The organism is Solihabitans fulvus (assembly GCF_008386585.1).
In the GTDB taxonomy this organism is placed as follows: domain Bacteria; phylum Actinomycetota; class Actinomycetes; order Mycobacteriales; family Pseudonocardiaceae; genus Solihabitans; species Solihabitans fulvus.
This window is the reverse complement of record NZ_VUOB01000062.1, coordinates 40,326-63,896: the sequence shown is the minus strand read 5'-3', so window position 1 is coordinate 63,896 and position 23,571 is coordinate 40,326. Positions and strand designations below refer to the sequence as shown.

Genomic DNA, 23,571 nt, shown 5'->3' with positions numbered 1-23,571 from the left:
CTTCTCGGCGGTGAGGCGGGCGATCGGGCCGCCACACCCCTGTGAACTGGCGTCAAGGCAAAGGTCCGGCAACTTCTCGGCGGTGTCATCGTGCCGGCCGCACCATCTGACGTCGGACCGATTGTGCGAATGGAACAACCGGGCCGAGGAGAGTGTGGTCGCTTGACGACGCGTGGTGACGTCGCCGGACGGCGCGTAGTGACACAGTGTCGCGCCGCCCGGCAGCCCCCGCCCGGCGAGCGGATCCGGTCGGTGCGTCGTCCGGCCGCATGGCGCGCCATCCGGCCGTGTGCACCTCGGGGTCCAGTCAGCCGGCCGCGTTGACACCCGTGAGCCAGCCGCATAGCTTTCGTGGCGATTGGCCAACCAACTGAAAATCGGCCGTGGTGTCGCGCGCCATACGCGCGGCCCGCAACCCGAGCGGGAGAGACTCCGGCACGTCGCCGGGGCGCCGAAGGAGCAAGTTTCCCCGCACACTCTCAGGCAGCGAGACCGCCCGGGTGAGGCCACTCTGGAAAGCGTGCCACGTGCGCGCACCCACGGTGCAAACCGCGATGCCGCGGTGAAGCTCTCAGGTCCCATGACAGAGGGGGAGTCCGGACCGACAAGGTCGGCGTGGATGCGCCGGCCGTATCGCTGTGGAGCGTGCCACCGTGGCTTTCCCCGAGAACCTGCTGTACACCGAAGAGCACGAGTGGGTCGACTGGACCCCTGGCAGCGCCGAACCGGTCACCATCGGCATCACCGACTATGCGGCCGAGTCGCTCGGCGACATCGTCTTCGTGCAGCTGCCCGAGGTCGGTCAGCGGGTCGCCGCCGGTGACACGTGCGGCGAGCTGGAGTCGACCAAGTCGGTCAGCGACCTCTACGCCCCGGTCACCGGCGAGGTCGTCGAGGTGAACCAGGCCGCGGCCGACGACCCTGCCCTGATCAACGCCGACCCGTACGGGAAGGGTTGGCTTTTCCGAGTCTCCGTGGAGACCGCGGAAGGACTGCTCACCGCGGCCAGGTACGCGGAGCTCGCCGGCAGCGACGGCTGAGGAGCGCCACCATGGCGATCAGCGTTTTCGACCTGTTCTCAGTTGGTATCGGTCCGTCCAGCTCGCACACGGTCGGGCCGATGCGCGCGGCGGCGATGTTCGCCGCGCGCCTCCGCGAGCGTGGCCTGCTCGCGGATGTGGAGCGTGTGCACGTCGAGCTGTTCGGCTCGCTCGGCGCGACCGGCCATGGCCACGGCAGCCCCAAGGCCGTCCTGTTGGGGTTGGAGGGCCAGCACCCCGAGGAGTGCGACCCGGTGGCCGCCGACGAGCGCGTCGTCGAGCTTCGCCGCACCGGGCTGCTCCGGCTCGGCGGCGAGCGGGAGATCCGGTTCGTCGAGGACAGCCACCTCGTCATGCACCGCCGCAAGAGCCTTCCCTTGCACCCCAACGGAATGAGCTTCGCCGCGTTCGGCGCGGACGAGGCGGAGCTGGACCGCGCCGTCTACTACTCGGTCGGCGGCGGCTTCGTGGTGGACGAGAACGCCAGCGGCGCGGACCGGATCAAGCCGGACACGACGCCGCTGGCCCACCCGTTCCTCAGCGGGGACGAGCTGCTCGCGCGGACCAGGGAGACCGGGCTGTCGATCAGCGAGGTCATGCTCGAGAACGAGCAGGCGTGGCGGACCGAGCCGGAGATCCGGTCCGGCCTGCTGCACATCTGGCAGGTCATGCAGGACTGCGTTGAGCGGGGCTGCAACGAGGAGGGCGTGCTGCCCGGCGGGCTGAAGGTGCGTCGCCGCGCGGCCGACATCAAGCGCACGCTGACCCGCGAGCACTACGCGACCGACCCGCTGCGGGTGATGGACTGGGTGACGCTGTTCGCCCTTGCCGTCAACGAGGAGAACGCGGCGGGTGGGCGCGTGGTGACCGCGCCGACCAACGGCGCGGCCGGCATCGTGCCAGCGGTGCTGCACTACTACACGCGGTTCGTGCCGGGCGCGTCCGACGACGGCGTGGTGCGCTTCCTGCTCACTGCGGGCGCGATCGGCGTGCTGTTCAAGGAGAACGCGTCGATCTCAGGTGCCGAGGTCGGCTGCCAGGGCGAGGTCGGCTCTGCGTGCTCGATGGCGGCGGGCGGGCTGGCCGAGGTCATGGGCGGCACGCCGGAGCAGGTGGAGAACGCGGCCGAGATCGCCATGGAGCACAACCTGGGCCTCACCTGCGACCCGATCGGCGGGCTGGTGCAGATCCCGTGCATCGAGCGCAATGCGCTGGCGTCGATCAAGGCGATCACGGCGGCGAGGATGGCGCTGCGCGGCGACGGGGCGCACTTCGTGTCGCTCGACAAGGTCATCAAGACCATGCGGGAGACCGGCAAGGACATGAAGGACAAGTACAAGGAGACGGCACGCGGCGGCCTGGCCGTGAACGTCATCGAGTGCTGAGAAACGATCTTTGAGCTGCGACGACGGTTCGTGACAGTTCTCGTCCCTACTCGCTGCTGCCTGACGTCTCACGGCCTGGACACGGCCTGATCTTGGGCCACCGGAAGCCGTGGGCGAGGGCGTCTCGGCGGACGGCCGGTGGTGCCGGAGACAGACCTTTGCGGTCCTGACTCGGTGCCGCCGGTCGTTGCGTTGGCCCGGTGCCGGGCGGTGGAAGGCCAAGCGGTCGCCATGTCGTCCAGCTCGTAGCGGCCCCGCAACCAGTGATTGCCGCAGGTCGCCAACGCGAGATGAGAATGTGTTCTGCTGGCGTCCATTCATGGTTGGTGACGCCGTTGATCAAGGCGAAAGCGCCGACCGCTGGAGGTCTACTCCGCGCGAGAAACGGCAGCTCATGCCACGCTACTCAGCGTGATGTCACGGCAGGAACTGCGCGATGCCTACCCATTTGGCGGTGGGCCTTATCCGTGCCCGTGCTGCCATCTCCCGACCCTGGATGCACGAGGTCTCAACGAGATCTGTCGAGAGTGCGGGTGGGAGGACGACGGGCAGGACGACCCGCACGCCGATGAGGTGTGGAGCGGTCCGAACGGAGCGGAGAGCTTGACTGACGCACGTAACCGGTACTCGGAGTATGTCGCGAGCCTCCCGACAGACGATCAGGCGTCGATCGCGGAGGGGAGAGCAGAGGCTTGGTGGAGCGAGGTCAAGCGTCAGTTCGGTGACGAAGTGCCCGAGTGAGCCGGCGCGGATCCTGGAGTGCCCTGCTTGTGCCACTGGGGCTGATTGTGGGCTCAGTTGCGCGTCAGGGCTGATGGTGAGCAGGGCGAGCGATGATCTTGGCGCTGAGGAGGCTCCTCGCCGGGTGCCTCCTGCGGTGAGTCGACGACGGTTCCGGTGAAGATCGGGAGCCACTCGCCCCCTTCCCCCTGCCCAGGCCGCAGTTAGCACCGAGACGGTGGTGTCAAGGGTGGGCTTGCCCATCGCGTAGCGACGCCGTAGGCGCCCTTGATACCGCCGGCTCGGTGTTAAACAATCTGGCCTCCATCGGGGGAAGGGCTCTCTGTCGGGCTTGAGACGCCTTGCCTGACAGGTGTTGAACTCTGTCGCGAGTCCTTGTCCCTGATCCTTCTCTCTTGATCTTCTTCCTGGTCCTTCTCTGGATCTTCTGCCGGTGCGGTGCCTGGTGCCTTCCCCCTTGGGGGGCCGCGGATTGTTTAACGCCGAGACGGCGGAGTCAAGGGCGCCTTCGGCGTCGCTACGCGATGGGCTGCGCCCACCCTTGACACCACCGTCTCGGCGTTAACTGCGGCCTGGGCAGGGGGAAGGTGGCGACTGGGTGCCGCACATGGTCCTGCGCCGCTGTCGACTTGCTGTGTCGTGCTCGGGCGTGTCGGTTCGGGCGCTGTCTGCTTGGTCCCGGGGCGTTGTCGACTTGCTGTGTCGTGCTCACCTGAACCCAGCACGAGGGACGTTGCAGATAAAGCGGGACAAATGTGGTGGACATTCCTTGTCATAGCTGTGACTTGGTATGGACCTATGTTGTCAAAATGTGCTCTGCCTGCGCGAGGGCAAGGACCTAGACTGCGTGGATGGTCGAGCCGAACAGGCCGCAGGCTTCGCCGGATGACGAGATCTGCGGGTTGGACGTCCCTGTTGACGAGGTGGCGGGCGCCGTTGCGGCGCGGTTCGCCGTCGGTGCGGACGACGAGCTCGCAGTGATAGCGGAATTCCTCGATCGCACTGGAAAAGCCATCGACGCGCGCGTGGATCAGCGGCTGGCCGAACACGTCACGGTTGAGCATCCGACGCCCCGCGAGGATCCCGGGGCGCGCCGGCATATGGCCGGAAAGTTCGCCATTGTCACAATTCTCCTCGGCATCATCGCGACCACGGCGGCCAATACGCTCGGATCGGCGGGGCCCGCCGTGGCCGTGACCGCCTGGGTCGTCATCGCGGTGATCAATCTGGCCTTCATCAGCCGCGTCAGATAGCCCAGAATGCCGGGTATGGGTGAACAGTGGGACCGCCTGTCACCCGGGATGTCGGCGCTGCCTAGGTTCTTGGTCGGAAGATCGCGACCACGACCCGGATGCCCAGCAGGACGCTGATGATCAGCAGGTTGTAGCCGAACACCTCGTAGAGGCTGATTGTCGCGCTGATCCTCGGGCCGCCCTGCGCGCCCAACAGCAGCACGGCCATGATGCCCGCAGTCGCGCCGAGCACGGTCAACATGATCTGGTGCAACAGGTTCGTCAGGAACCTGCGGTCGCGCTCGTCCGCGAACAGTCGCATGTTCAGGCCGAGCCTGCCCTGCTCCAGCGCGCTGGTGATCCGCTCGGCCCGGCGCGGCAGCCTGCGCAGCATCGGCAGCAGCGAGTGCAGCTCCTCGGACATGGTGCGGCGGATCGACTCCGGGTTCAGTCGCTCGCTGAACTGCGCGCTCGCGAACTCGCGCGACTCCACGACGATGTTGAAGCCGGGCGCGAGCGCGCCGAGCGTGCCCTCCATCGTGGCCAACGCCCGGAACACGGCGGCGATCTCCGGCGGGATGGCCAGACCGTACCGGTACACCAGGCGGAACAGGTCGCCGAACATCTCCACGTCCGGCCGCATGCCTGGACCGAGGTGTCGCGCCATGAACTGGCCGACGGCCCGTTCCAGCTGCTGTTCGTCGATCTCGTCCGGTCGGCTGACCAGTTCGAGCAGCGCGTCGCACAGGCCGGCGGGGTCGCCCCGGTCGATGGCCAGCAGCAGCTTCTGAAGCCCGGCCCGCAGCAGCGCGTCGATCCGGCCGACCGACCCGAAGTCGAGCATGCCGAGCCGGCCGTTGGTGAGCAGCATGATGTTGCCGGGATGCGGATCGGCGTGGAAGACGCCGTCGAGCATCACCTGACGCAGCAGGCAGCCGAGCAGCGCGCGGGCCAGCTCGGTGCGGTCCTCGCCGCGCCCGTCCAGCACCGGCCCGGCGAGCCGCACCGGCACACCCTCCAGGCGGTCCATCACGAGCACTCGGCCGGTGCACAGCTCCTCATGCACGGCGGGCACGTCGACCGAGGTCGCGTCGGCGCGCACGGTGGCCGCAGCGGTGACGGCCGCGAGGTTGCGCGCCTCGACCCGGAAGTCCAGCTCCTCGCGCAGCGCGGCGGCGAACCCGTTGGCCAGGTCGAGAATCCCCATCGACCTGCCCCATCTGGTGCGGTTGTTCAGGGTGGCCGCGAGCCGGCAGACGATGTCGAGGTCGCCCTCGGCGACCCGCCGGATGCCGGGTCGCTGCACTTTGACCACGACCTCCGCGCCGGAGACGAGCCTGGCCCTGTGCACCTGCGCGACCGAGGCCGCCGCGATCGGCTCGCGGTCGAACTCGGCGAACACGGTCTCCGGTGGCGCACCCAGCTCCGTGCTGATGATCTGCGCGACCTGGTCCCACGGCGCGGCGGGCACCTCGTCCTGGAGCTTGCTGAGTTCCTCGATGAACTCGACGGGCAGCAGGTCGCGCCGCGTGGACAGCACCTGCCCCAGCTTGATGAAGGTGACCCCGCCGTCCTCAAGGGCGTGGCGCAGCGACCTGGCCAGCCGCGCCCTGCCCGCCCCGGACCGCTCCCTGCCACGCAGGTACGGGCCGAGGCCGTGCCGGACGGCGATCGCGGTGATCCTTGAGTACCGGCGCGTCCTGGCGAGCTTGCGCCGCAGCGCGCCGAACCACTCGGTCGGTGGCGGCACCGAGCCGGTCGGCACCAGGACCTCGGCCAGTGCCAGCAGGCCGATGGTCATCAGCAGCGTGATGCCGATCCCAACGGTGGCGAGCGCGCCGGTGACCGTCTCCGCCTCGGACGGGGCGATCCCGGACAGCACGCCCTTGGTCAGCGACAGGCCGAGCATGCTCGCGAGCGCGGTGCGCACCAGCCCGATGTGCAGCCCGAGGATCCGTCGCGCGGCGAGCGCCATGCCGAGCACCAGGAGCACGTAGGTCACCGGAACGGCGATCGCGTACAGGAGGAAGGTGCTCATCGGTCCGTCTTCGATCGGCGGGCTGTACGCATTCTTCGGAGGATAGGTCAACGGGCCTGAGCCGGCGGAACCGTTACAGCTAGTTGCAGTGGCTGGAGTGGATAGGTCCGATCACTGTGTTCGGTGGTTGATGGGTTCTCTTGTTGCTGGTGGGGGAGTTTCAGGGATGTGAATGATGATTGCGCCGTTGGGGACCTTGACGGCGTGCTGGGTTGCTGCCTAGGTTCCAGGGAAAGATCGGATGATTTGTTATCTGGTGGCGAAGATCGGGCGGGGCTTCCGTTAGGCGGCGGCGATGAGCGAACTCAGGCGGCGGACGTTGCTCGGCGGCGCGCTGGCGGGTGTTGCGGGCGGTGCGCTGGTGGGCGGTGTGGTGGCGGGTGGGGTGGCTGGTCCTGGGATTGCGGCGGCTGATCCTGTTGTTGGCGGCGAGGGGGATCTTTCCGGGGCGGCGGAGCGGGGCTGGGACGGGCTGGACTGGCCGGGTTTCCTTGGGTCGGCCGATCTGCGCTGGCAGCGGATGCCTACTGCCTGGTACGAGGGGCCGTTCCTTGGCAACGGGTTCCTTGGGTCCGGGGTGTACGCCGAGCCCGGTGCCAACGCGGTGCGGTTCACCGTGGGGCACTCGCAGGTGCAGGACCATCGGCCGGAGTTCGGCTCGCTGTTCGGCCTTGCCAGGCTGCCCATCGGCCATTTCACCCTGGAGCCGGTCGGCGCGATCACCGGCGTGGACTGGCGGCTTGACCTGTGGAACGCCGAGCTGCGCGGCACGATCACTACTTCGGCCGGCAGTCTCGCGCTTCGCGCGATCGTCCACAGTGGACGATCGTTGCTCGCCGTCGAGGTGCGGCCGACGGAAGGGGAGCGGGGCTTTCGCTGGGTGTTCCACCCCGAGGAGGCGGTCAGCCCGCGCACCGCGCCGCAGTTCGGCAAGCCGCCGCCACCCGGGTACGTCGGCAACCCGCCTGCCACGGTGTCGACCAGCGGTGACCGGACCCTCGCGGTGCAGGAGCTGCTCGGCGGCGGCGAGCATGTCACGGCGTGGCGGGAGCACACTGTCGGCTCGCTGCGCACCCTGCGCGCGGCCGTCGCGTGGTCCTTTCCCGGTCGTACGGCGGCACGGGAGGCGCTGCGCCTGGTCGACTCGGGCTGGCTGCCGTTCGACCTGCTGGCGGTCGACCACCGGGAGTGGTGGCACTCCTACTACCGCAAGAGCTTCCTGTCCGTGCCGGACCAGCGGTTGCAGAGCTTCTACTGGATCCAGCTGTACAAGGTCGCCTCGGCGGCTCGCCGGGACGCGCCGGTGCTGGCCACCTGCGGACCGTGGCTCGAACCGACGCCGTGGCCGGCGACCTGGTGGAACCTCAACGTGCAGCTGGAGTACTGGCTGATCCACGGCTCCAACCACCTCGAACTGGACGCCGTGACGCGCGCGCTCGGCGAGCACCAGGACAACCTGGTCGGCCAGCTCGCGGAGCCCTACCGGGGCGACTCTGCTGGCATTCCGCGCACCACGGACATGAACCTGCTCAACGGCGGAGGCCCTTATCCCGTCGGCATTCCCGGTCAGGACACGCCGACGCCCGAGGTCGGCAACCTGACCTGGGCCCTGCACAACGTGTGGCTGTCCTACCGGCACACCATGGACGACCGGATCCTGCGCGGGGTGCTGTTCCCGTTGCTGCGCAGGGCGGTCAACTACTACCTGCACTTCCTGGCGCCGGGACCGGACGGCCGGTTGCACCTGCCGGCGACGTTCTCGCCCGAGTACGGGGTGAACGCGCCGGACTGCAACTACGACCTCGCGCTGCTCCGCTGGGGCTGCCGCACGCTGATCGACTCGGCCACGCTGCTGCGGATCGCCGATCCCCTTGCGGCGCAGTGGAAGCGGGTGCTCGACACGCTCGTGGACTACCCGGTCGACGCGAACGGTTTCATGATCGGCGCTGGCGTGCCGTTCGCCAAGTCGCACCGGCACTACTCGCACCTGCTGTCGGTGTACCCGCTCTACGAGGTCACCTGGGAGGACCCGGCGCGGCGCGACCTGATCGACCGGTCGCTGCGGCACTGGATCGGCTTCGAGGGCGCGTTGCAGGGTTACAGCTTCACCGGCGCGGCCTCCATCTCGGCGCAGGCGCTGCGCGGCGACGACGCTGCCTTCTACCTCGGCGAGCTGCTGCGCCGGTTCGTGCAGCCCAACACGATGTACAAGGAGTCCGGCCCGGTCATCGAGACGCCGCTGTCGGCCGCGCAGTCCCTGCACGACATGGTGTGCCAGAGCTGGGGCGGGGTGATCCGGCTGTTCCCGGCGATCCCGGCGAGCTGGCCGGACGTCGCGGTGCGCGACTTCCGCACCCAGGGCGCGTTTCTGCTCAGCGCGTCGCGGTCCGGCGGCGCGACGAGGTGGCTGCGGGTCCGCAGCGAGGCGGGCGCGCCGTGCGTGCTGCGGCCCGGCATCGCCGGGGACCTCACGGTCCGGGACGGGCGGGGCCGTGAGCGGCGCTGGCGGGACCTCGGTGGCGGCACGATCGAGGTCGAGCTGCGCCGGGGCGAGGAGGCCGTGGTGCATCGACGGGGCGACCGGCCGGACTTCGAACTCGGGCCGGTGCCGGCGAACGGCCCAGCGCAACCGTGGGGTCTGCCGGCCTGAACTCACCCGTTCGGAGGATGGGCTCACAGCTAACTCTCAGGCTCACCGCAGGAACCCCTCAGGTTCGCCTGATGTTCTGTCGGTGCGGGGTGCTCGGCTCCCGGACACTGTGGTTCCGCCCTCCGTGAGTCTGGTCCGGGCCTGCCGAGGTCACCTACCCCCTTCGGCCGAGGCAGGCAGCGCCGAGCACCCCGTCCAAAACCTGCCTGCGCTGGAGAGAAACGTTCCTGCGCGGGCGAGAAATCTGCCTACGCGGGAGCGAAGACGAACACCGGGTCGGTCGATACGTGCAGGAAGCACGAGTTGGCGTACTCCTTGGTGTAGTCGACCGGGCGGCCGTGCCACAGGCCGCGTGCGGCGGCCACCACCGGCCGGAAGATGAACGGGCACGACTTGTGCGTTTCGGCGGGCAGCTGGGTGAAGTCGGCGCCCACGGTTTCGAGTGCCGCGCAGGCCGCCGGCGCGTTCGGGTGCCGGCCGCCGGGCGGGTCGCAGCGGAGCTGCGTGGTGGTGAACCTGCCGGAGCCCTCGTCCTGGACGGAGAGCACCAGCCCGCTCGGCGCCTCGTCAGCCGCGGCCGTGCCGGCGACGGGGAGCGCGACCAGGCAGGCCAGGAGGGATCCGAGGAGAAGTCGATGGGGTGCCATGCCCTCCACACTGGACGGCACGGCACCCCATCCACGAGTCAACTCGTCGGTAGTACCGGATCGAGTGGTCTAGTGCCGTGTCCGGGAGCGTTGTCGGACTGAACTGGGCCCCGTTCGCTGTCTGGTCCGCCGCGTCGAACCGGTCCGCTGGTGTCGGTGCCACGTGGGACGCTCGCCCGGAGTGACCTAGGGGGTGCACGGTGTCAACATCCCTCGGCGACGTCGCGGCGCGGCTGCGTGTCGCCTTGGAGAAGTCGGGCGAGGCTCAAGCGCTGTCCAACGCCGTGGCCGAACTGATCACCGAGGCGGGGACGACGCTCGACGCCGTCCTGTACGGGTGGCGAGACCAAGCAGGGGAAGACGTCGTGCGGGAGCTGGCCCACGTCCTCGACGTCATCGAACAAACCGTGGCCGCGCTGCGGCGCGGCGACGACCACCTGAACAGGTACCTCGACCGCCAGGGGGCCGGTGCCGGGAACACCTCGGCGGGGCCGATCGCGCCTACCAGTGGGGCGCCGGCCGCACCGCCGGCGGCCAGCGCGGGGAAGGTGACCACTGGCCAGGTCCAGGCACTTCGCGCCGCGCTTCCGCCGCCCTTCCAGCCGTCCAGCGGGGCGAAGACACATGGCCGATGGATCGGTCCGGACGGCCAGGTGCGTCCAATCGTCAGCGGGAAGGCGGCAAGTCGCTGCAAGCCGAGCTGCACTTGGACCGGTTGGGGGTTCCGGGCAAGCCCTACACGGCGGCCGACGTCGAAACCAAGTTGGCCGCGTACATGGCTCAGCACGGGGTCAAGGACGTCACCGTTGTGATCAACAACGTCCCCTGCAAGGGCCCTCTTGGCTGTGACACCCTGGTCCCGATCCTGCTCCCCGAAGGATCCACGTTGACCGTCTACGGCGTCACGCCGCAGGGCACGCAGATGGTGAAGCGATACACAGGAGGTGCAACGCCGTGGTGGCGCTGAGCGCATGGTTCGACGTCGTCGCCGAAGGCCCGACCATCGTCCGGACGGCCGAAGAACTCGAGGTCCTGCTGGACCAGGTCGCCGACCTGGAGGGGCCGACCATCGTGGAACTGTTCGTCGACGGCGACCTCGGCAGGGCGGTCCTCGACGTCGGATTGCACGGTGCACACGGCATCCTGTACTACGCGGGTGGAGAACACCGCGACGGCACCCTGAGTAAGGCCGTCGACCGGGTCGACGTCGCGCCCGTCCTCTACTACTACATGAACAACGACCGGGAGTTCCCCGCCGACGCCGAAGTGTCCGTGGCGTTGGTTCGGGCCGCCGCTCACCAGTACATGGAAACCGGGGGCGACCGGCCGACTGCGGTCGACTGGCAGCCTCGCTCCGGCAACTGAGGGCGAGACTACCTCCGGGGTGGCCGGCCTCTCCCCACCGTCGGGAAAAGGTGGGGAGAGGCTGGCATCAACGTTCAGCGACCTGCGGGAACGTGATCGGTTGTGCGGGAGCTTGACGAAACGTTTCCGCAGGTGGGCGACCGGTTTCCCGGAAACCGCAGATCACCGCCTGCCTCTCGGAGTCTCACGGGATATGCCCTAGCTGGTGCCGGATGGTTGTGCGGTGCGTGCGGTCGCGCCAAGGCCGGCGAGCACCTGGTTGGCGACCACGTTCATGCCGGTCGCGTTGGGGTGTACCGGGAACGCGGGCGAGGTCGGCACGATCCCCTCGACCCACTTGGTCCACGGCGCCTGGCAGACGTCGTGCCCGAGGCTCACGGCGTAGGGATTGACGAAGGTGGCGCCGTGCCCGGCGGCCTGCTGCGCGAGCATCCCGTTGAGCTGCTGCTCCACCGAGTCGAGGTAGGGCACGTCGCCTCGCGAGATGGGCACGACTGGCCAGCAGCCGCCCGACGGCGGCAGGATCCGCAGGTAGCCGACGAGCACGACCCTGGCGCGCGGCGCGCGCTGGTGGATGCCGGCCAGTACCGCGCCGACCTTGGGCGCGGTGGCGGCGATCCGCTGGCTGAGCTGGTCGCCGTAGTGGTTGGCGCACGGCGAGCCGAACGGGTTGAGCAGGCTCTCCGACCCGCAGGTGAGCAGGATGCCGCCGAACCCGATGTCGTTGCCGCCGATGGACACGGTGACCAGGTCCGTGTCGGGCCTCAGCGCGCTGAACTGCGGCGGGTTGCTGCCGAACAGCACCGACTGGCTGCCGGTCATGTCGGGGGTCGCCGCGCCGCCGCAGGAGATGTCGGTGAACGAGCCGACGCCGAGTCCCCGCGCGACCAGCGAGGGGTAGTTGTGGTTGGAGCGGAAGCAGCCGAACGGCGTGCCGACCTGATCGGGGATGAACGGTCCCGAGGCGTAGGAGTCGCCGAGGGCGACGTAGCGGTGGTAGCCGGTGGCCGCGTCGGCGGGGCCGTTGCCGATCAGCAGCAGGCCGAGGAGAACCACGAGCGCGGAGACGACGGCGAGGGGTCGGTGGGCGACAGTGCCGGAACCGGTCATCGCAACCTCGTTACTGGTGAGTAGAGCGGGCGCTCAGATCTTTTCTGTGACCTGGGTCACCGTCAATGCCTGTCACCCGTTGGCCGGCCGCCGTCAGCCGGACGGGCCGCGCGCGCCGAGGGCCGCCCTCGGAAAGGCGGCCCTCGGTAGCGCGTTCCGGGTTGGTACGCCCTATTGGCGGGAGAGGACCGTGGCCAGCGCCGCGTGCAGGGTGGCCGCCGGGTCGTCGACCTCGCGCGTCGCGCGCCAGGCCACCACGCCGTCCGGCCGCACCAGGCTCGCGCCGCCAGCGCCGAGGCCGTACCGGTCGACCAGGCCGCCGGTGGGGTCGGCCAGGCCGGGGCCGACGCCGTAGGCGCGCACCGGCACGCCGAGGCGGTCGGCGGCGTGCCGCGCGGCCTCGTGCCACAGTCCGCCCTCCGGCCCGGTGAACACCACCCAGTCGCCGCCGAAGAGGTCCACTGTGGACAGTTCCGTGCCGTCGAGGATCAGCGGCACGTGCGGCGCGCGGAAACCGGGGCGGCCGGACGGCTCGCGCGGGTTCTCCGTCGGCGCGGCCTCGTCGTCCTCGGCGAGCACGGCGGCCGACCGGCAGCGGTAGCCGAACTGGAGCTCGAACGCGTCGATCTGGCCCTCGTTCTTGCTGGCCCCGACGTTCATCCGGTCGGCGGCGTTGTGCATCGAGTGCGCCACCACCATTTCGGCGAACGGGCGGCGCTCCGGCTCGTAGCTGTCCAGCAGCCCGGCCCCTGCCTCGCCGCGCAGCACGGCGGCCAGCTTCCAGGCGAGGTCGTAGCCGTCCTGGACGGCGGTGTTGCCGCCGAGCCCGCCGGTCGGCGGGGTCACCTTCGCCGCGTCGCCCGCCAGGAACACCCTGCCATCGCGGAACCGCTCGGCCACCTTGGCGCCGATCTCCCACGCCTGCACGCCAAGGATGGTCGGGGTCAGGTCGGGCACGTCGGTGGCGATGCGCAGCAGCTCGGTGATCCGCTCCGGCGGGAAGTCGGCGGCCGACTCGCCGTTCTCCGGGTGGTACTCGACGCCGAAGCCGTGCTTGCCGTAGTTGTCCATCGTGACGATCACCCCAGTGAACGCAGGGTTCTTCAGGTAGTACAGGCTCGCGGAGCCGGGCTCGACGATCTCGCTGAGGTCCGCCTCGAACAGCACGCCGAGGCTGTGGCCGAGCGTGCCCGGCCCCCGGCAGGCGATGCCGAGCCGTTCGCGGATTGGGCTGCGCCCGCCGTCGGCGGCGACGAGGTAGTCGGCGCGGACGTGCGTCAGCCTGCCGTTCGTTCGGTCAAGCAGCGTGGCGGTGACGCCGTCGTCGTCCTGGTCGACGGAGATCAACTCGGTGCTGAACGACACCCGCGCGCCGAGTTCGGTCGCCCGCTCCAGCATGATCGGCTCGACCCGGTCCTGGGTGGCCATGCCCCACGGCAGCGGCGAGAACGCGCTGGCGTCCCAGTCCTCCTTGTTGCCGAGGATGGTCTGGTAGACCGTGCCGCGCATGCTCTCCGCGATGATGATCCGCATGCCGCCGGCCATGCCGTAGCTCGCGGCGAGCACCTCGTCGTGGATGCCGGCGAACCGGAGTAACTCCATCGTGCGGGGGCTCTGTCCGGACGCTCTCGGGTGGATGGACGTGCCGGCGTGCTTCTCCACGACCAGCGACCGCACGCCCCGCCGCGCCAGGAACATCGCGGTCGACAGCCCCGCCAGACCCGCGCCGACCACCAGGACCGGCACTCTCTCCTCGACCATGCTTCCTCCCCTGTCAGACCCTGTGAGACCTCGCATTCAGTCAGCATCTTAGAGAGTAAGAGGTTTGTTGGACAAGAGTTATTGCTGATTAAGTTTCACCGTCTCGCCGGACGCGGCCGACCGGTAGGCCGCCTCGATCACCTCGAGCACCGCGACACCGTCCGCCGCGCGCACCGGCGGCGGCGTGCCCTCGGCGAGCGCCCTCGCCACGCCGGCGTAGAACAGCTGGTACGCGCCGGGTTCAGTGCGGACCGCCCGGACGTCGTCGAGCGCGCCGAGCCGACCCCAGGCCGACTCGGGCTCTTCGCCCCACCCGGCCCCGCCCGGCGTCGCGCCGGCGCGCAGCGCGGCCTCTTGCGGGTCCAACCCGTGCTTGACGAAGCCCGCCCGGTTCCCCAACACCCGGAACCTCGGGCCGAGGTCCGCGGCGAGCGCGCTCATCCACAGCTGCGAGCGGGTGCCGTCGGCGTGCGTCAGCGCGAGGAACGCGTCGTCGTCGGCCACCGCGTCGGCTCGCGCGACGGCGACCTCCGCGTACACCGAGGTCGGCCGCCCGAACAGCGCGACGGCCTGGTCGATCAGGTGGCTGCCGAGATCGAACACGATCCCGCCCGCGTCGGCCGGATCGGCGCTCTCCTTCCACGACGACCGCACCTCCGGCCGCCACCGCTCGAAGCGCGACTCGAAGCGGTGCACCCGGCCAAGCGCCCGCTCGGCGAGCAACCGGCGAACCGTGCGGAAGTCGCCGTCGTAGCGGCGGTTGTGGAACGGCGCGAGCAGCAGGCCGCGCTCCTGCGCGAGCGCGGCCAGTGCCACCGCGTCGGCGGTGGTCGTCGCGAACGGCTTGTCCACCACGGCCGGCAGCCCGTGCTCGACGGCCGCCCGCGCGTGCCCGGCGTGCTGGCGGTTGGGGGTGGAGATCACCGCGAGGTCGAAGTCGCCCGCGCGGGCCCACAACTCCTCGACGTCCGCGATCAGCTCGGTGCCCGGATAGCGCGCGGCCACCTCGGCCCGCCGGTCCGGATTGCCGGTGACCACCGCGCTCAGCCGCAGACCCGCTGTGCTGGCAAGAAAAGGGGCGTGGAAGACCGATCCGCCCAGCCCGTATCCGACGAGTGCGACCCTGGCAGCTGTCATGCGCCAACCATATTCAGCCGCCGCCGAATCGTGCTCGATGACGGGTTTGCCGCCGATCTCCGAGACCGCGCGTCGTCAGTCCTCCAGCGCCTCGGCGATCCAGGGCACGACCGCGAGTTCGCGGGTGTGGCATTCGGTGGCGAGCTTCAGCGTCCAGCGCAGGGCCTGGAGCACCACCGTGGCCAGTTCCTGCGGCGCGCCGTTGGCCAGCGCGATCTCGATCTGTTCCTGCGCGGCGGCCTCGTCGCCGTGCACCTCGGCCAGCAGCGTGCGGATCGCCGTGCGGACCGGCGGGTCGGCGTCGTCGATCGGCACCTCCTGGCCGTCCTCGTCGAACACCTGCATCTTCACCGGCGTCGCCCCGCCGGACCCCAGCGCCGCCACCATCCCGCTGCACTCGGAGAACAGCAGCAGCACCAACTCGCGAATGTCCGTGTCCGCCTCGGGCGAACCACTCAGGAAGCCCGTCACCAGGTCGACCGCGACAGCATCCTCCCCGGCCTTGGCGGCGGCCAGCGCCTCGCTCGCCACGGCGGTCAGCCGCAGCCGGCGATCTGGATCATGCTCCGGGTCCATCGGGCCATCTTCCATCACAGGGTCCGCGTCTGCGGCTCACTACCTGCCTACCGGGTGGGGGGCGGCTGGCGGAAGCCTCAATAGGTGCACGCTCGGTCACCGTTGACGCGGACGCGCACCGGCGTAGTACCCGGGTAGCACCCGAAAAATCACGCCAGGGGCCAATGCCGGACCCCGTACCGCCGCATAGCATCGGCGCACGATGAACCCCTCGCCCAACCCCAGCCCGCTGCGCAACGTCATGACGACCTTCGCGCAGACGCTGCTGTGGTCCCCGCCGTACGCGCCGGCCCCGCCGCGCGACGAGAAGCCGTCGCAGCGCAGGCTCCGCCGACTCGGCTGGTTCCTGGTGATCGTCTACGCCGGCGTCGTCTCCATCCTCGCCAGCGTCTACTACGTCAGCCGGCACAAGCCGGCGGGCTGGTGGCCGCTGCTGTTCGTGTTGACCGCCGTGCCGCTCGTGCTCGCGGTGCGGCGGCCGCTGGACGCCTGGCGGCTGGCCACCCTGACCCTGCTGCTGGCCAGGTGGCTGATGACGCTGCCGACCATCGACGGCTCGCACCCCGGCGGCCCGCCCGGCATGGCGTCGGACCTGCACAACGTGTTCCAGCCGTGGCAGTTCGCCGCCTATTTCCCCGTGCTGGCCGCCGTCGGTTTCCGGTGCAGCGCGGGCTACGTGGCCAGCGCCGGCGTGATCACCGCGGTCGTGCTCGGCTGGATCACCGCGTTCGGTGACGAGGAATCGACGAAGTCCTACACGAACTCCTACGTGGTCGCGCTCGTGATCGTCGTCCTCGTCCTGGTCGTCGCGCACAGCTTCGGTTCGCGCGGACGGGCCAAACGGGCGATCGCCGTGCAGGAACAGCGCTCCGCGCAGGCGCAACTGGAGCAGGCGCGGCTGGCCGAGCGGGCGCGGATCGCCAGGGAGATGCACGACGTGGTCGCGCACCACATGTCGATGGTGGCGGTCCGCTGCGAGACCGCGCCCTACCGGGTGCAGGGCATGCCGGAGGACGGCGTCAAGGAGTTCGCCGAGATCGGCGAGCTGGCCAGGGCGGCGATCATGGACATGCAGCGGCTGCTCGGCGTGCTGCGCACCTCCGACCAGGCGGCCGAGCTCGCGCCGCAACCCGGGCTCGACCAGATCGCCGAGCTGGTCGCGACGACCCGGCAGGCCGGGGTCGTGGTGACGCTCGAGAAGCCCGCCGACATCGCGGACGGAGTCGGCGAGGTGCTCGGGCTCACCGCGTACCGGATCGTGCAGGAGGCGCTGACCAACGCCCGCCGGCACGCGCCAGGCGCGGCCGTCGCGGTGCGGCTGCGCCGGATCGACAACGCGCTGGAGATCGAGGTGCGCAACTGGCCCGCCGAGCTGCCGCCGTCGGTGACGACCGGGCGCAGCGGCGGCAACGGCCTTGCCGGCATGTGGGAACGGGCCCAGCTGCACGGCGGCGTGGTGACGGCGGAATCCACTGTGGATGGAGGCTTCGAGGTCCGCGCGGTGCTGCCGATCGACTAGCTCGCTGATCGACCCCGTCGAGGACGCGGTGTGGTGGGCCAGCCGGCCGCACTAGGGTGGGGCCCGTGATCAGGGTGCTCGTCGTCGACGACCAGGCGATGGTGCGGGAGGGCTTCTCCGCGCTGTTGGCCGCGCAGGCCGACATCGAGGTCGTCGGCACCGCCGAGAACGGCAGGGACGCGGTGCGGGTCGCGCGTGCCCTGCACACCGACGGGCTCGGCCCCGACGTGGTGCTGATGGACATCCGGATGCCGGAGATGGACGGCCTGGCCGCCACCCGGCTGATCCTGGACGGCTCGCACCAGAACCAGCCGAAGGTGCTGATCCTGACCACCTTCGAGCTGGACGACTACGTGTACGAGGCGCTGCGGGCCGGCGCGAGCGGGTTCCTGCTCAAGCACGCCCCGGCGAGCGAGCTGCTCGCCGGGGTGCGCGTGGTGGCCCAGGGAGAGGCGCTGCTCGCGCCGTCGGTGACCAGGCGGCTGATCGAGGACTTCGTCAAGGCGCAGCCCGTGGAACGCGGCGTCCGGGTCCGGCCGGAGGCGCTGTCCGCGCTGACCGAGCGGGAGACCGAGGTGCTCGGCCTCGTCGCGCAGGGCCTGTCCAACGCCGAGATCGCCGCGACGCTGGTGCTGGCCGAGCAGACGGTGAAGACACATGTCAGCCGGGTGCTCACCAAGCTGGGGCTGCGGGACCGCGCCCAGGCCGTGATCGTGGCCTACGAGAGCGGCTTGGTTTCGCCCCGGCCGTAGTTCTCATACCGCTCGTTCTGATACCCGGGTAGCACCCGGGAGATGGCGCTGCGGAGTGACGCTTCGGAGGGCGTCACCTTCCTAGCGTTCGCCCCATGAAGAGGACAACGGCGGGGCTGCTCGCCTTCGCACTCGCCGCGCTGGTCACCGTCTCGGCCGGCCAGCCGGCCAGCGCACAGGAGGTGCTCACCGGCCCGGCCCCGGCCGAGGCGGTCGGCAACCAGGACGGCGCGCCCATCGAGCAGCGCTACCTGGCCAACCAGCACAACGCCGGTGGCACGCGGTGGGCGGGCGAGCAGCTGCTGCTGTTCGACGCGCGCGGCCGCGGCCGGATCGCCGTGGTGTTCGGCGACCTCGCTCGGGCCACCAGCATCGCGGTCGTGGTGCCGGGGTCGGACGTCGACCTGCCGCGCTTCGACAACGCGAGCACCCCGCTGCGCTCGCCGTACGGGATGGCCGAGGCGCTGCACCGCGAGTCCGGCGACGGCACGGCCGTGATCGCCTGGCTCGGCTACCAGACGCCGGAGGGTGTCGGCGTCGACGCGGCCACCGGCCGGCTGGCCAGGGCAGGGGCCGTCGCGCTGACCGGTTTCGTGCGCGGCCTCGCCGCGGTGCGGCCCGGCGTGCCGCTTCGCCTGTTCTGCCACAGCTACGGCTCGGTGGTCTGCGGGCTGGCCGCGCACGACCTGCCGGCGGACGACCTGGTGTTCACCGGCAGCCCCGGCGTGCGCGCCGACTCGGCGGCCGCCCTGCACACCACCGCGCGGGTGTGGGCGGCGCGGGCCGTCGACGACTGGACGAAGTGGGTGCCGAACGTGCGCATCGGCGACCTCGGCCACGGGCCCGACCCGACCGACCCGGACTTCGGCGCACGGCCGTTCTCGGTGGCCGGCGCGGTGAAACACGAGGACTACTACCAACCGGGCACCGAGTCGCTGCGCAACCTCGCCCGGATCGCCGCAGGACAGGTCAAGGAGGTCACCCGATGAGCACTGCCGTCGCGACAGCGATCACCAACGTGGACAGCACCGTGGAAAGGGCAAAACCGGTGGGCGCGTCGACGCGGAATCCGGTGGTGGACACCGTGCGGGTGTTGGCCGTCGCCGGGGTCGTTGGCGGGCACTGGCTCGTCACGGCCCTGGTGTCCGGGGTGAACGGCCTGTCCGTGGACAGCCCGCTCCGTTTCATGCCGGGGCTCGTGCCGGTGAGCTGGTTCTGCCAGACGCTCGGCCTGTTCTTCCTGACCGGCGGGTACGCCGCCGCGGCCAGCTATGCGGCGCGGCGCGGCTCGGTGTTCGCCTGGTGGGGCCGCAAGCTCGGCGCGCTCGCCGTGCCGGTCGCGGTGCTGCTCGGCTGCTGGGCCGCGGTGCTGTTCGGCCTGTCCGCGCGCGGCCTGCCGCAGGTGACGGTGTCCACGCTGGTCTACCTGATCACGACGCCGCTGTGGTTCCTCGGCGTCTACCTGCTGATGCTCGCGGTGACCCCGCTGGCCAGCTGGCTGGACGACCGGCTCGGCCTCGCCGCCGCGCTCGTGCCCGCCGCGCTCGCCGTGCTGGTGGACTTCGCGGTGCCGGCGCCGTGGAACCAGCTCAACGAGCTGTTCGTGTGGGGCGCGGCCTGGCAGTTCGGCCTCGCCTGGCGGCGGCGGTCGGTGCCGCGCGGGATGGCCTTCGGCCTGCTGTTCGGCGGGATCGCGGCGTACGCGCTGCTGGTGTTGGTCGCGCACTACCCGGTGAGCGCGGTCGGCGTGCCCGGCCAGCTCCGGTCCAACCTGGCCCCGCCGTCGGCGGCGACGCTGGCGCTGGCCGCCGCGCAGACCGGCGCGGTGCTGCTGGCGGTGCCGCTGCTGACCAGGATCTCCGCGCGGCCGAGGGTCGCGGCGCTGGTGCGCGGCGTGAACGCCCGCGCCCTGCCGATCTTCCTGCTGCACCAGAGCTCGCTCGCGGTGGTGACGCTGGTGGCGGGGGCGTTCGGCACGCTGCCCGGCCTGCACACGACCCCGGACGGCCCCGGCTGGATCCTGGCGCGGCTGCTGTGGCTGCCCGTGTTCGCGCTCGTGCTGACCGTGCTGCTGACGCTGTTGATCGCGGCGCTCCGGCCGACGAGGATCCGCCGTTTCGCCAGGAAAAGCTAAAGATCGTTGCGATCTGAAACACTCGCACCCGTCCAGACCTGTCGCCAGGAGGTGGCAAGTACCAGAATCTGGTCGTAGAACCGGGACTAGGAGGAATGACCATGGCGGCGCCGAGGACAGCGAAGACGCTGGGCAAGCGGGAGTGGACCAGCATCGCCGGGATGGCGGGCTTCATCGCCCTGCTGCACGTCGTGGGCTGGGGCACGCTGTTCCTGCTCGTCGCGCCGAAGAACTACGACCTCGGCGACGGCGCGGTGTTCAGCGTCGGCCTCGGGCTCACCGCCTACACGCTCGGCATGCGGCACGCCTTCGACGCCGACCACATCGCCGCGATCGACAACACCACCAGGAAGCTGATGACCCAGGAGGGCAGCGAGCACGACCGGCGGCCCCTCTCGGTCGGCTTCTGGTTCTCCCTCGGGCACTCCAGCGTCGTGTTCGTGATGTGCTTCCTGCTCGGCATCGGGGTGCGGGCGCTGGCCGGCCAGGTGCAGGACGACGGCTCCACCCTGCACTCGGTCACCGGCATCGTCGGCACCCTGGTGTCCGGCGTCTTCCTGCTGATCATCGGCATCATCAACCTGGTCGTGCTGCGCGGCATCGTGAAGGTGTTCCGGCAGATGCGCAGCGGCACCTTCGACGAGGCCGAGCTGGAGCGCAGGCTGAACGAGCGCGGCTTCATGAGCCGCTGGCTCGGCGGGCTCACCAAGGCCGTGCGCAAGCCGTGGCAGATGTACCCGCTCGGCCTGCTGTTCGGCCTCGGCTTCGACACCGCGACCGAGATCTCGCTGCTGGTGCTCGCAGGCGGCGCGGCCGCGTTCAACCTGCCCTGGTACGCGATCCTGGTGCTGCCGATCCTGTTCGCGGCCGGCATGAGCCTGCTCGACTCGATCGACGGCTGCTTCATGAACTTCGCCTACGGCTGGGCGTTCGCCAAGCCGGTCCGCAAGGTCTTCTACAACATGACCGTGACCGGCCTGTCCGTCGCCGTCGCGCTGGTGATCGGGCTCGTCGAGCTGGTCGGCCTGCTGGCCAGGAAGCTGGGGATCGAGTCCGGCCCACTTGGCTGGATCGCCGGCCTCGACCTCAACTACGTCGGCTACGCGATCGTGGCGCTGTTCGCGGTCACCTGGCTGGTTGCGTTGGCGGTGTGGCGCTTCGGTCGGATCGAGCAGCGCTGGTCGGCGCCGGCAGGCGCAGCATCGGCGGCAACAGTCGATTCCACCCGGGCCTGACCGGCCCGCCGGGCGCGCGGCCCGGCAGCGCCGCGAGCAGCGCGACGCAGATCGTGGCCGCGTGCAGGCCGACGACCAGCGGGTCCGGCGCGGGGTCCAGCAGCGGCGGCACGCAGGCCACGGCGGTCAGCAGCCAGGGCAGCCGCCGGTGGCAGCTGCCGACCCGCGCGGTGTGCACCAGGTACCAGCCCAGCAGCAGGTGCACCAGGTTCTGGAGCGAGTCGACCGGCAGCACGACCAGCGTCGCCCTGCTCCCGGCGAACCCCGTCACCACGAAGCCGAGCGCGCCGAGCGCCCCGTAGAACACCCCGAGCGTGGCGGCGAGCCTGCCCCGGTGCGACTCGATGCCCTCGACCGGGGAGAACAGCTGGACGCGCCGCTCGAAGCGGTGGCACAGCACCAGGGCCGGCACCAGCAGCACGGCGAGCACCGCGAGCCAGCGCGGGCCGGTCAGCCAGCCGAGCGCGGTGACCACCGGGCCGTCCAGCACGCCGAGCAGCGCGAGCACGACGGTCAGCACGGTCAGGTAGGCCAGGTAGAGGGTGATCGGCGTCGACTTGGCGAAGCACACCAGCCGCCACTGCCGGTGCCCGGCCAGCCACGCCGACACCCGGTCCCGCAGCAGCATCGCCACGCACAGCTGCCCGACGCCGAGCACGAGCAGGCAGAAGGTGGGCGGGTTGATGTTGGAGGCCGGTTCGGCCGGCGTGCCCATCATGTTTCGCGGGTAGCCGCCGCCCGAGGTGAGCAGCAGCAGTGCCGGCACGCACAGCGCGCCGACGACGGCGAGGGTTCGCCTGGACAGCCGGGCCAGGTCGCCGTCGGCGTAGCAGAACCCGAGCTGTTGCAGCACCAACGCGGCCAGCGCCACGTTCACGTAGCCGCCAGCGCCCCAGCCGAAGCCGACCCGGCACGCGTCGACCAGCGCGACCGCCCCGCCGAGGCCGAGCGGCACCGCGAACCGCAGCCTGCGGTGCAGCCACGCCATCACCGGGGTCGCGGCCACCGCGCCGAGGTAGACGCCGAGGAACCACAGCGGGTGCGCGATCAGCCTGCTCAGCGCCGCGACCCGCTCCGACGGCGCCTCCAGCAGGTCGAGCGGCAGCGGCAGCACCACCCAGGCGAGCACGAACGCGAGCATCGGCCGCAGCAGCCAGGAGATCCGCTCGGTCAGGTAGCGGCCGAACCCGCCGTGCTCGGCCTGCACGGCACGCCAGCTCAGCAGGTTCGCCTGGCCGCCCGCGAAGAAGAACACCGGCGCGGCCTGGACCACCCAGGTCACCAGCCACAGCCAGTTCGCGCTGACCCCGGCCCAGTAGGCGACGGTCAGCAGGGACTGCCCGAGCACCACGACGGCCAGGCTCACCAGCCGCAGGAACGACGCGTACCGGTCGTAGTGCGGGGCGTCGGCGGGTGGCGGACGCGGCGCGGCCGGCAGGAGCGTCGCCACGCGCGGCGCGGGGATCCGCCGCCTGCCGGCCCGGCGGCCGGGCATCCTGGCCATCAGCAGCAGGACGATCGCCGCGATGCCGACGGCCCAGGAGATGGCCGGCTCGTGCCGGGGCGGTCCCCAGCGCTGCCGCCAGGAGTTGACCACCAGCCCGGCCGTGTAGACGTCGGCGACGGCGTGGCACTCGGCCAGCGAGCCGCGCGGGTTGCCGTCGCAGCGGGCGCGCATGTCCGCCGTCAGCCGGTCGTCCAGCCGCCTGCGGGCGTCCGGGCCGAGCTGCTGGCCCTGGTGCTCGGCGTAGCGCAGCAGGTCGTAGCCGAGGTCGTGCGCCTCGCAGATGACGCTGAAGTCCCAGGCGGTGTCGCCGGCCGGGCCGGAGCAGCCGCCGCCGGGGTTGATCGCGCGCAACGTGCCGTCGGGTCCCCGGACCGTCTTGGGGACGGTGCCCTGCACGCTCACGAAGTCGGCGGGGAAGTCGGCGGCGGGGTCGTGGTCGGGGCTGGGGTCGGTGAGGCTGTTCAGCGCCTTGGCCGCGGCGGCCACGTCGCCGACGGGGTGCACCGGGGCGGGGTCGTCACCGGGCCGCGAGGCGACCACCGCGCAGACGAACACGATGACGGCGACGACGGAGAACCGGAACCAGGCCGGCAGCCAGGTCAGGAACCGCAGGCCTGGCCACCCGTGATGGTGTCGGGCGTCGTCGTCACCGGCACGGACGTCCGTGTCCTGCGCGTCGCCCCCGCTGTCGGTCGCCATTAACGCGCCAGGGTACGGAAGATTCCCTCCGTTGCCGAGTTGA

The 23,571-nt window shown here is 70.7% G+C and carries 19 protein-coding genes and 1 riboswitch; of the genes, 12 read left to right on the top strand and 7 right to left on the bottom strand.

Annotated elements, in window-relative coordinates; genetic code table 11:
* The first annotated feature begins 411 nt into the window (after positions 1-411).
* Positions 412-505: riboswitch (glycine riboswitch) on the top strand.
* 148 nt (positions 506-653) lie between these two features.
* From gcvH to F0L68_RS30820, 4 genes are all read left to right on the top strand, one after another.
* Positions 654-1,040 (top strand): glycine cleavage system protein GcvH, encoded by a 387-nt coding sequence (gcvH, locus tag F0L68_RS30835; RefSeq protein WP_149853372.1) that lies wholly within the window; start codon positions 654-656, stop codon positions 1,038-1,040.
* An 11-nt stretch (positions 1,041-1,051) separates the two neighbouring features.
* A complete protein-coding gene (locus tag F0L68_RS30830) occupies positions 1,052-2,425 on the top strand; it encodes an L-serine ammonia-lyase (RefSeq protein WP_149853371.1) in 1,374 nt (457 codons plus the stop codon).
* A 414-nt stretch (positions 2,426-2,839) separates the two neighbouring features.
* Entirely contained in the window at positions 2,840-3,166 is a 327-nt protein-coding gene (locus F0L68_RS44940) for a CPCC family cysteine-rich protein (protein WP_149853390.1), read from the top strand.
* Between the two features lie 851 nt (positions 3,167-4,017).
* Positions 4,018-4,419, top strand: a complete 402-nt coding sequence (locus tag F0L68_RS30820) for a hypothetical protein (protein ID WP_149853370.1) — start codon at positions 4,018-4,020, stop codon at positions 4,417-4,419.
* 61 nt (positions 4,420-4,480) lie between these two features.
* On the opposite strand, the gene F0L68_RS30815 is transcribed toward F0L68_RS30820, so the two are convergent.
* Positions 4,481-6,436, bottom strand: a complete 1,956-nt coding sequence (locus F0L68_RS30815; protein ID WP_149853369.1) for an ABC1 kinase family protein — start codon at positions 6,434-6,436, stop codon at positions 4,481-4,483.
* Between the two features lie 295 nt (positions 6,437-6,731).
* On the opposite strand from F0L68_RS30815, the gene F0L68_RS30810 reads away from it, so the two are divergent.
* Entirely contained in the window at positions 6,732-9,086 is a 2,355-nt protein-coding gene (locus tag F0L68_RS30810; RefSeq protein ID WP_149853368.1) for a glycosyl hydrolase family 95 catalytic domain-containing protein, read from the top strand.
* 248 nt (positions 9,087-9,334) lie between these two features.
* On the opposite strand, the gene F0L68_RS30805 is transcribed toward F0L68_RS30810, so the two are convergent.
* A complete protein-coding gene (locus tag F0L68_RS30805) occupies positions 9,335-9,733 on the bottom strand; it encodes an SSI family serine proteinase inhibitor (RefSeq protein ID WP_149853367.1) in 399 nt (132 codons plus the stop codon).
* Positions 9,734-10,364: 631 nt separating this feature from the next.
* On the opposite strand from F0L68_RS30805, the gene F0L68_RS30800 reads away from it, so the two are divergent.
* Positions 10,365-10,700 (top strand): DddA-like double-stranded DNA deaminase toxin, encoded by a 336-nt coding sequence (locus F0L68_RS30800; RefSeq protein ID WP_149853366.1) that lies wholly within the window; start codon positions 10,365-10,367, stop codon positions 10,698-10,700.
* Positions 10,688-11,098, top strand: a complete 411-nt coding sequence (locus F0L68_RS30795; RefSeq protein WP_188316920.1) for an Imm1 family immunity protein — start codon at positions 10,688-10,690, stop codon at positions 11,096-11,098. Before F0L68_RS30800 ends, F0L68_RS30795 begins: the two co-directional genes overlap by 13 nt.
* 198 nt (positions 11,099-11,296) lie before the next feature.
* Here F0L68_RS30795 and F0L68_RS30790 read toward each other — a convergent pair whose 3' ends face one another.
* From F0L68_RS30790 to F0L68_RS30775, 4 genes are all read right to left on the bottom strand, one after another.
* Positions 11,297-12,208, bottom strand: coding sequence for an SGNH/GDSL hydrolase family protein (locus tag F0L68_RS30790; protein WP_149853364.1), 912 nt, complete (start codon positions 12,206-12,208; stop codon positions 11,297-11,299).
* 171 nt (positions 12,209-12,379) lie between these two features.
* Positions 12,380-13,969 carry an aklavinone 12-hydroxylase RdmE gene (rdmE, locus tag F0L68_RS30785; protein WP_149853363.1) on the bottom strand — a complete coding sequence of 530 codons (1,590 nt, stop codon included), beginning with the start codon at positions 13,967-13,969 and terminating at the stop codon, positions 12,380-12,382.
* A 78-nt stretch (positions 13,970-14,047) separates the two neighbouring features.
* Positions 14,048-15,106 carry a Gfo/Idh/MocA family oxidoreductase gene (locus F0L68_RS30780; protein ID WP_149853362.1) on the bottom strand — a complete coding sequence of 353 codons (1,059 nt, stop codon included), beginning with the start codon at positions 15,104-15,106 and terminating at the stop codon, positions 14,048-14,050.
* 75 nt (positions 15,107-15,181) lie between these two features.
* Positions 15,182-15,682: a hypothetical protein gene (locus F0L68_RS30775; protein WP_149853361.1), complete on the bottom strand. Its 501-nt coding sequence runs from the start codon at positions 15,680-15,682 to the stop codon at positions 15,182-15,184.
* 202 nt (positions 15,683-15,884) lie between these two features.
* Here F0L68_RS30775 and F0L68_RS30770 point away from each other — a divergent pair, with 202 nt between their 5' ends.
* From F0L68_RS30770 to nicT, 5 genes are all read left to right on the top strand, one after another.
* Positions 15,885-17,201, top strand: coding sequence for a sensor histidine kinase (locus F0L68_RS30770; RefSeq protein WP_149853360.1), 1,317 nt, complete (start codon positions 15,885-15,887; stop codon positions 17,199-17,201).
* A gap of 65 nt (positions 17,202-17,266) precedes the next feature.
* Entirely contained in the window at positions 17,267-17,953 is a 687-nt protein-coding gene (locus tag F0L68_RS30765) for a response regulator transcription factor (RefSeq protein WP_149853359.1), read from the top strand.
* Between the two features lie 95 nt (positions 17,954-18,048).
* Positions 18,049-18,942 (top strand): alpha/beta hydrolase, encoded by an 894-nt coding sequence (locus F0L68_RS30760; RefSeq protein ID WP_149853358.1) that lies wholly within the window; start codon positions 18,049-18,051, stop codon positions 18,940-18,942.
* Positions 18,939-20,087 carry an acyltransferase family protein gene (locus tag F0L68_RS30755; RefSeq protein WP_149853357.1) on the top strand — a complete coding sequence of 383 codons (1,149 nt, stop codon included), beginning with the start codon at positions 18,939-18,941 and terminating at the stop codon, positions 20,085-20,087. Before F0L68_RS30760 ends, F0L68_RS30755 begins: the two co-directional genes overlap by 4 nt.
* A 95-nt stretch (positions 20,088-20,182) precedes the next feature.
* Positions 20,183-21,322 (top strand): Nickel transporter NicT, encoded by a 1,140-nt coding sequence (gene nicT, locus F0L68_RS30750; protein WP_223199276.1) that lies wholly within the window; start codon positions 20,183-20,185, stop codon positions 21,320-21,322.
* Here the strand turns inward: nicT and F0L68_RS30745 are convergent.
* Positions 21,213-23,528 (bottom strand): phospholipase A2, encoded by a 2,316-nt coding sequence (locus tag F0L68_RS30745; protein ID WP_149853356.1) that lies wholly within the window; start codon positions 23,526-23,528, stop codon positions 21,213-21,215. The two genes, nicT and F0L68_RS30745, sit on opposite strands and share 110 nt — an antisense overlap.
* Positions 23,529-23,571: the final 43 nt, after the last annotated feature.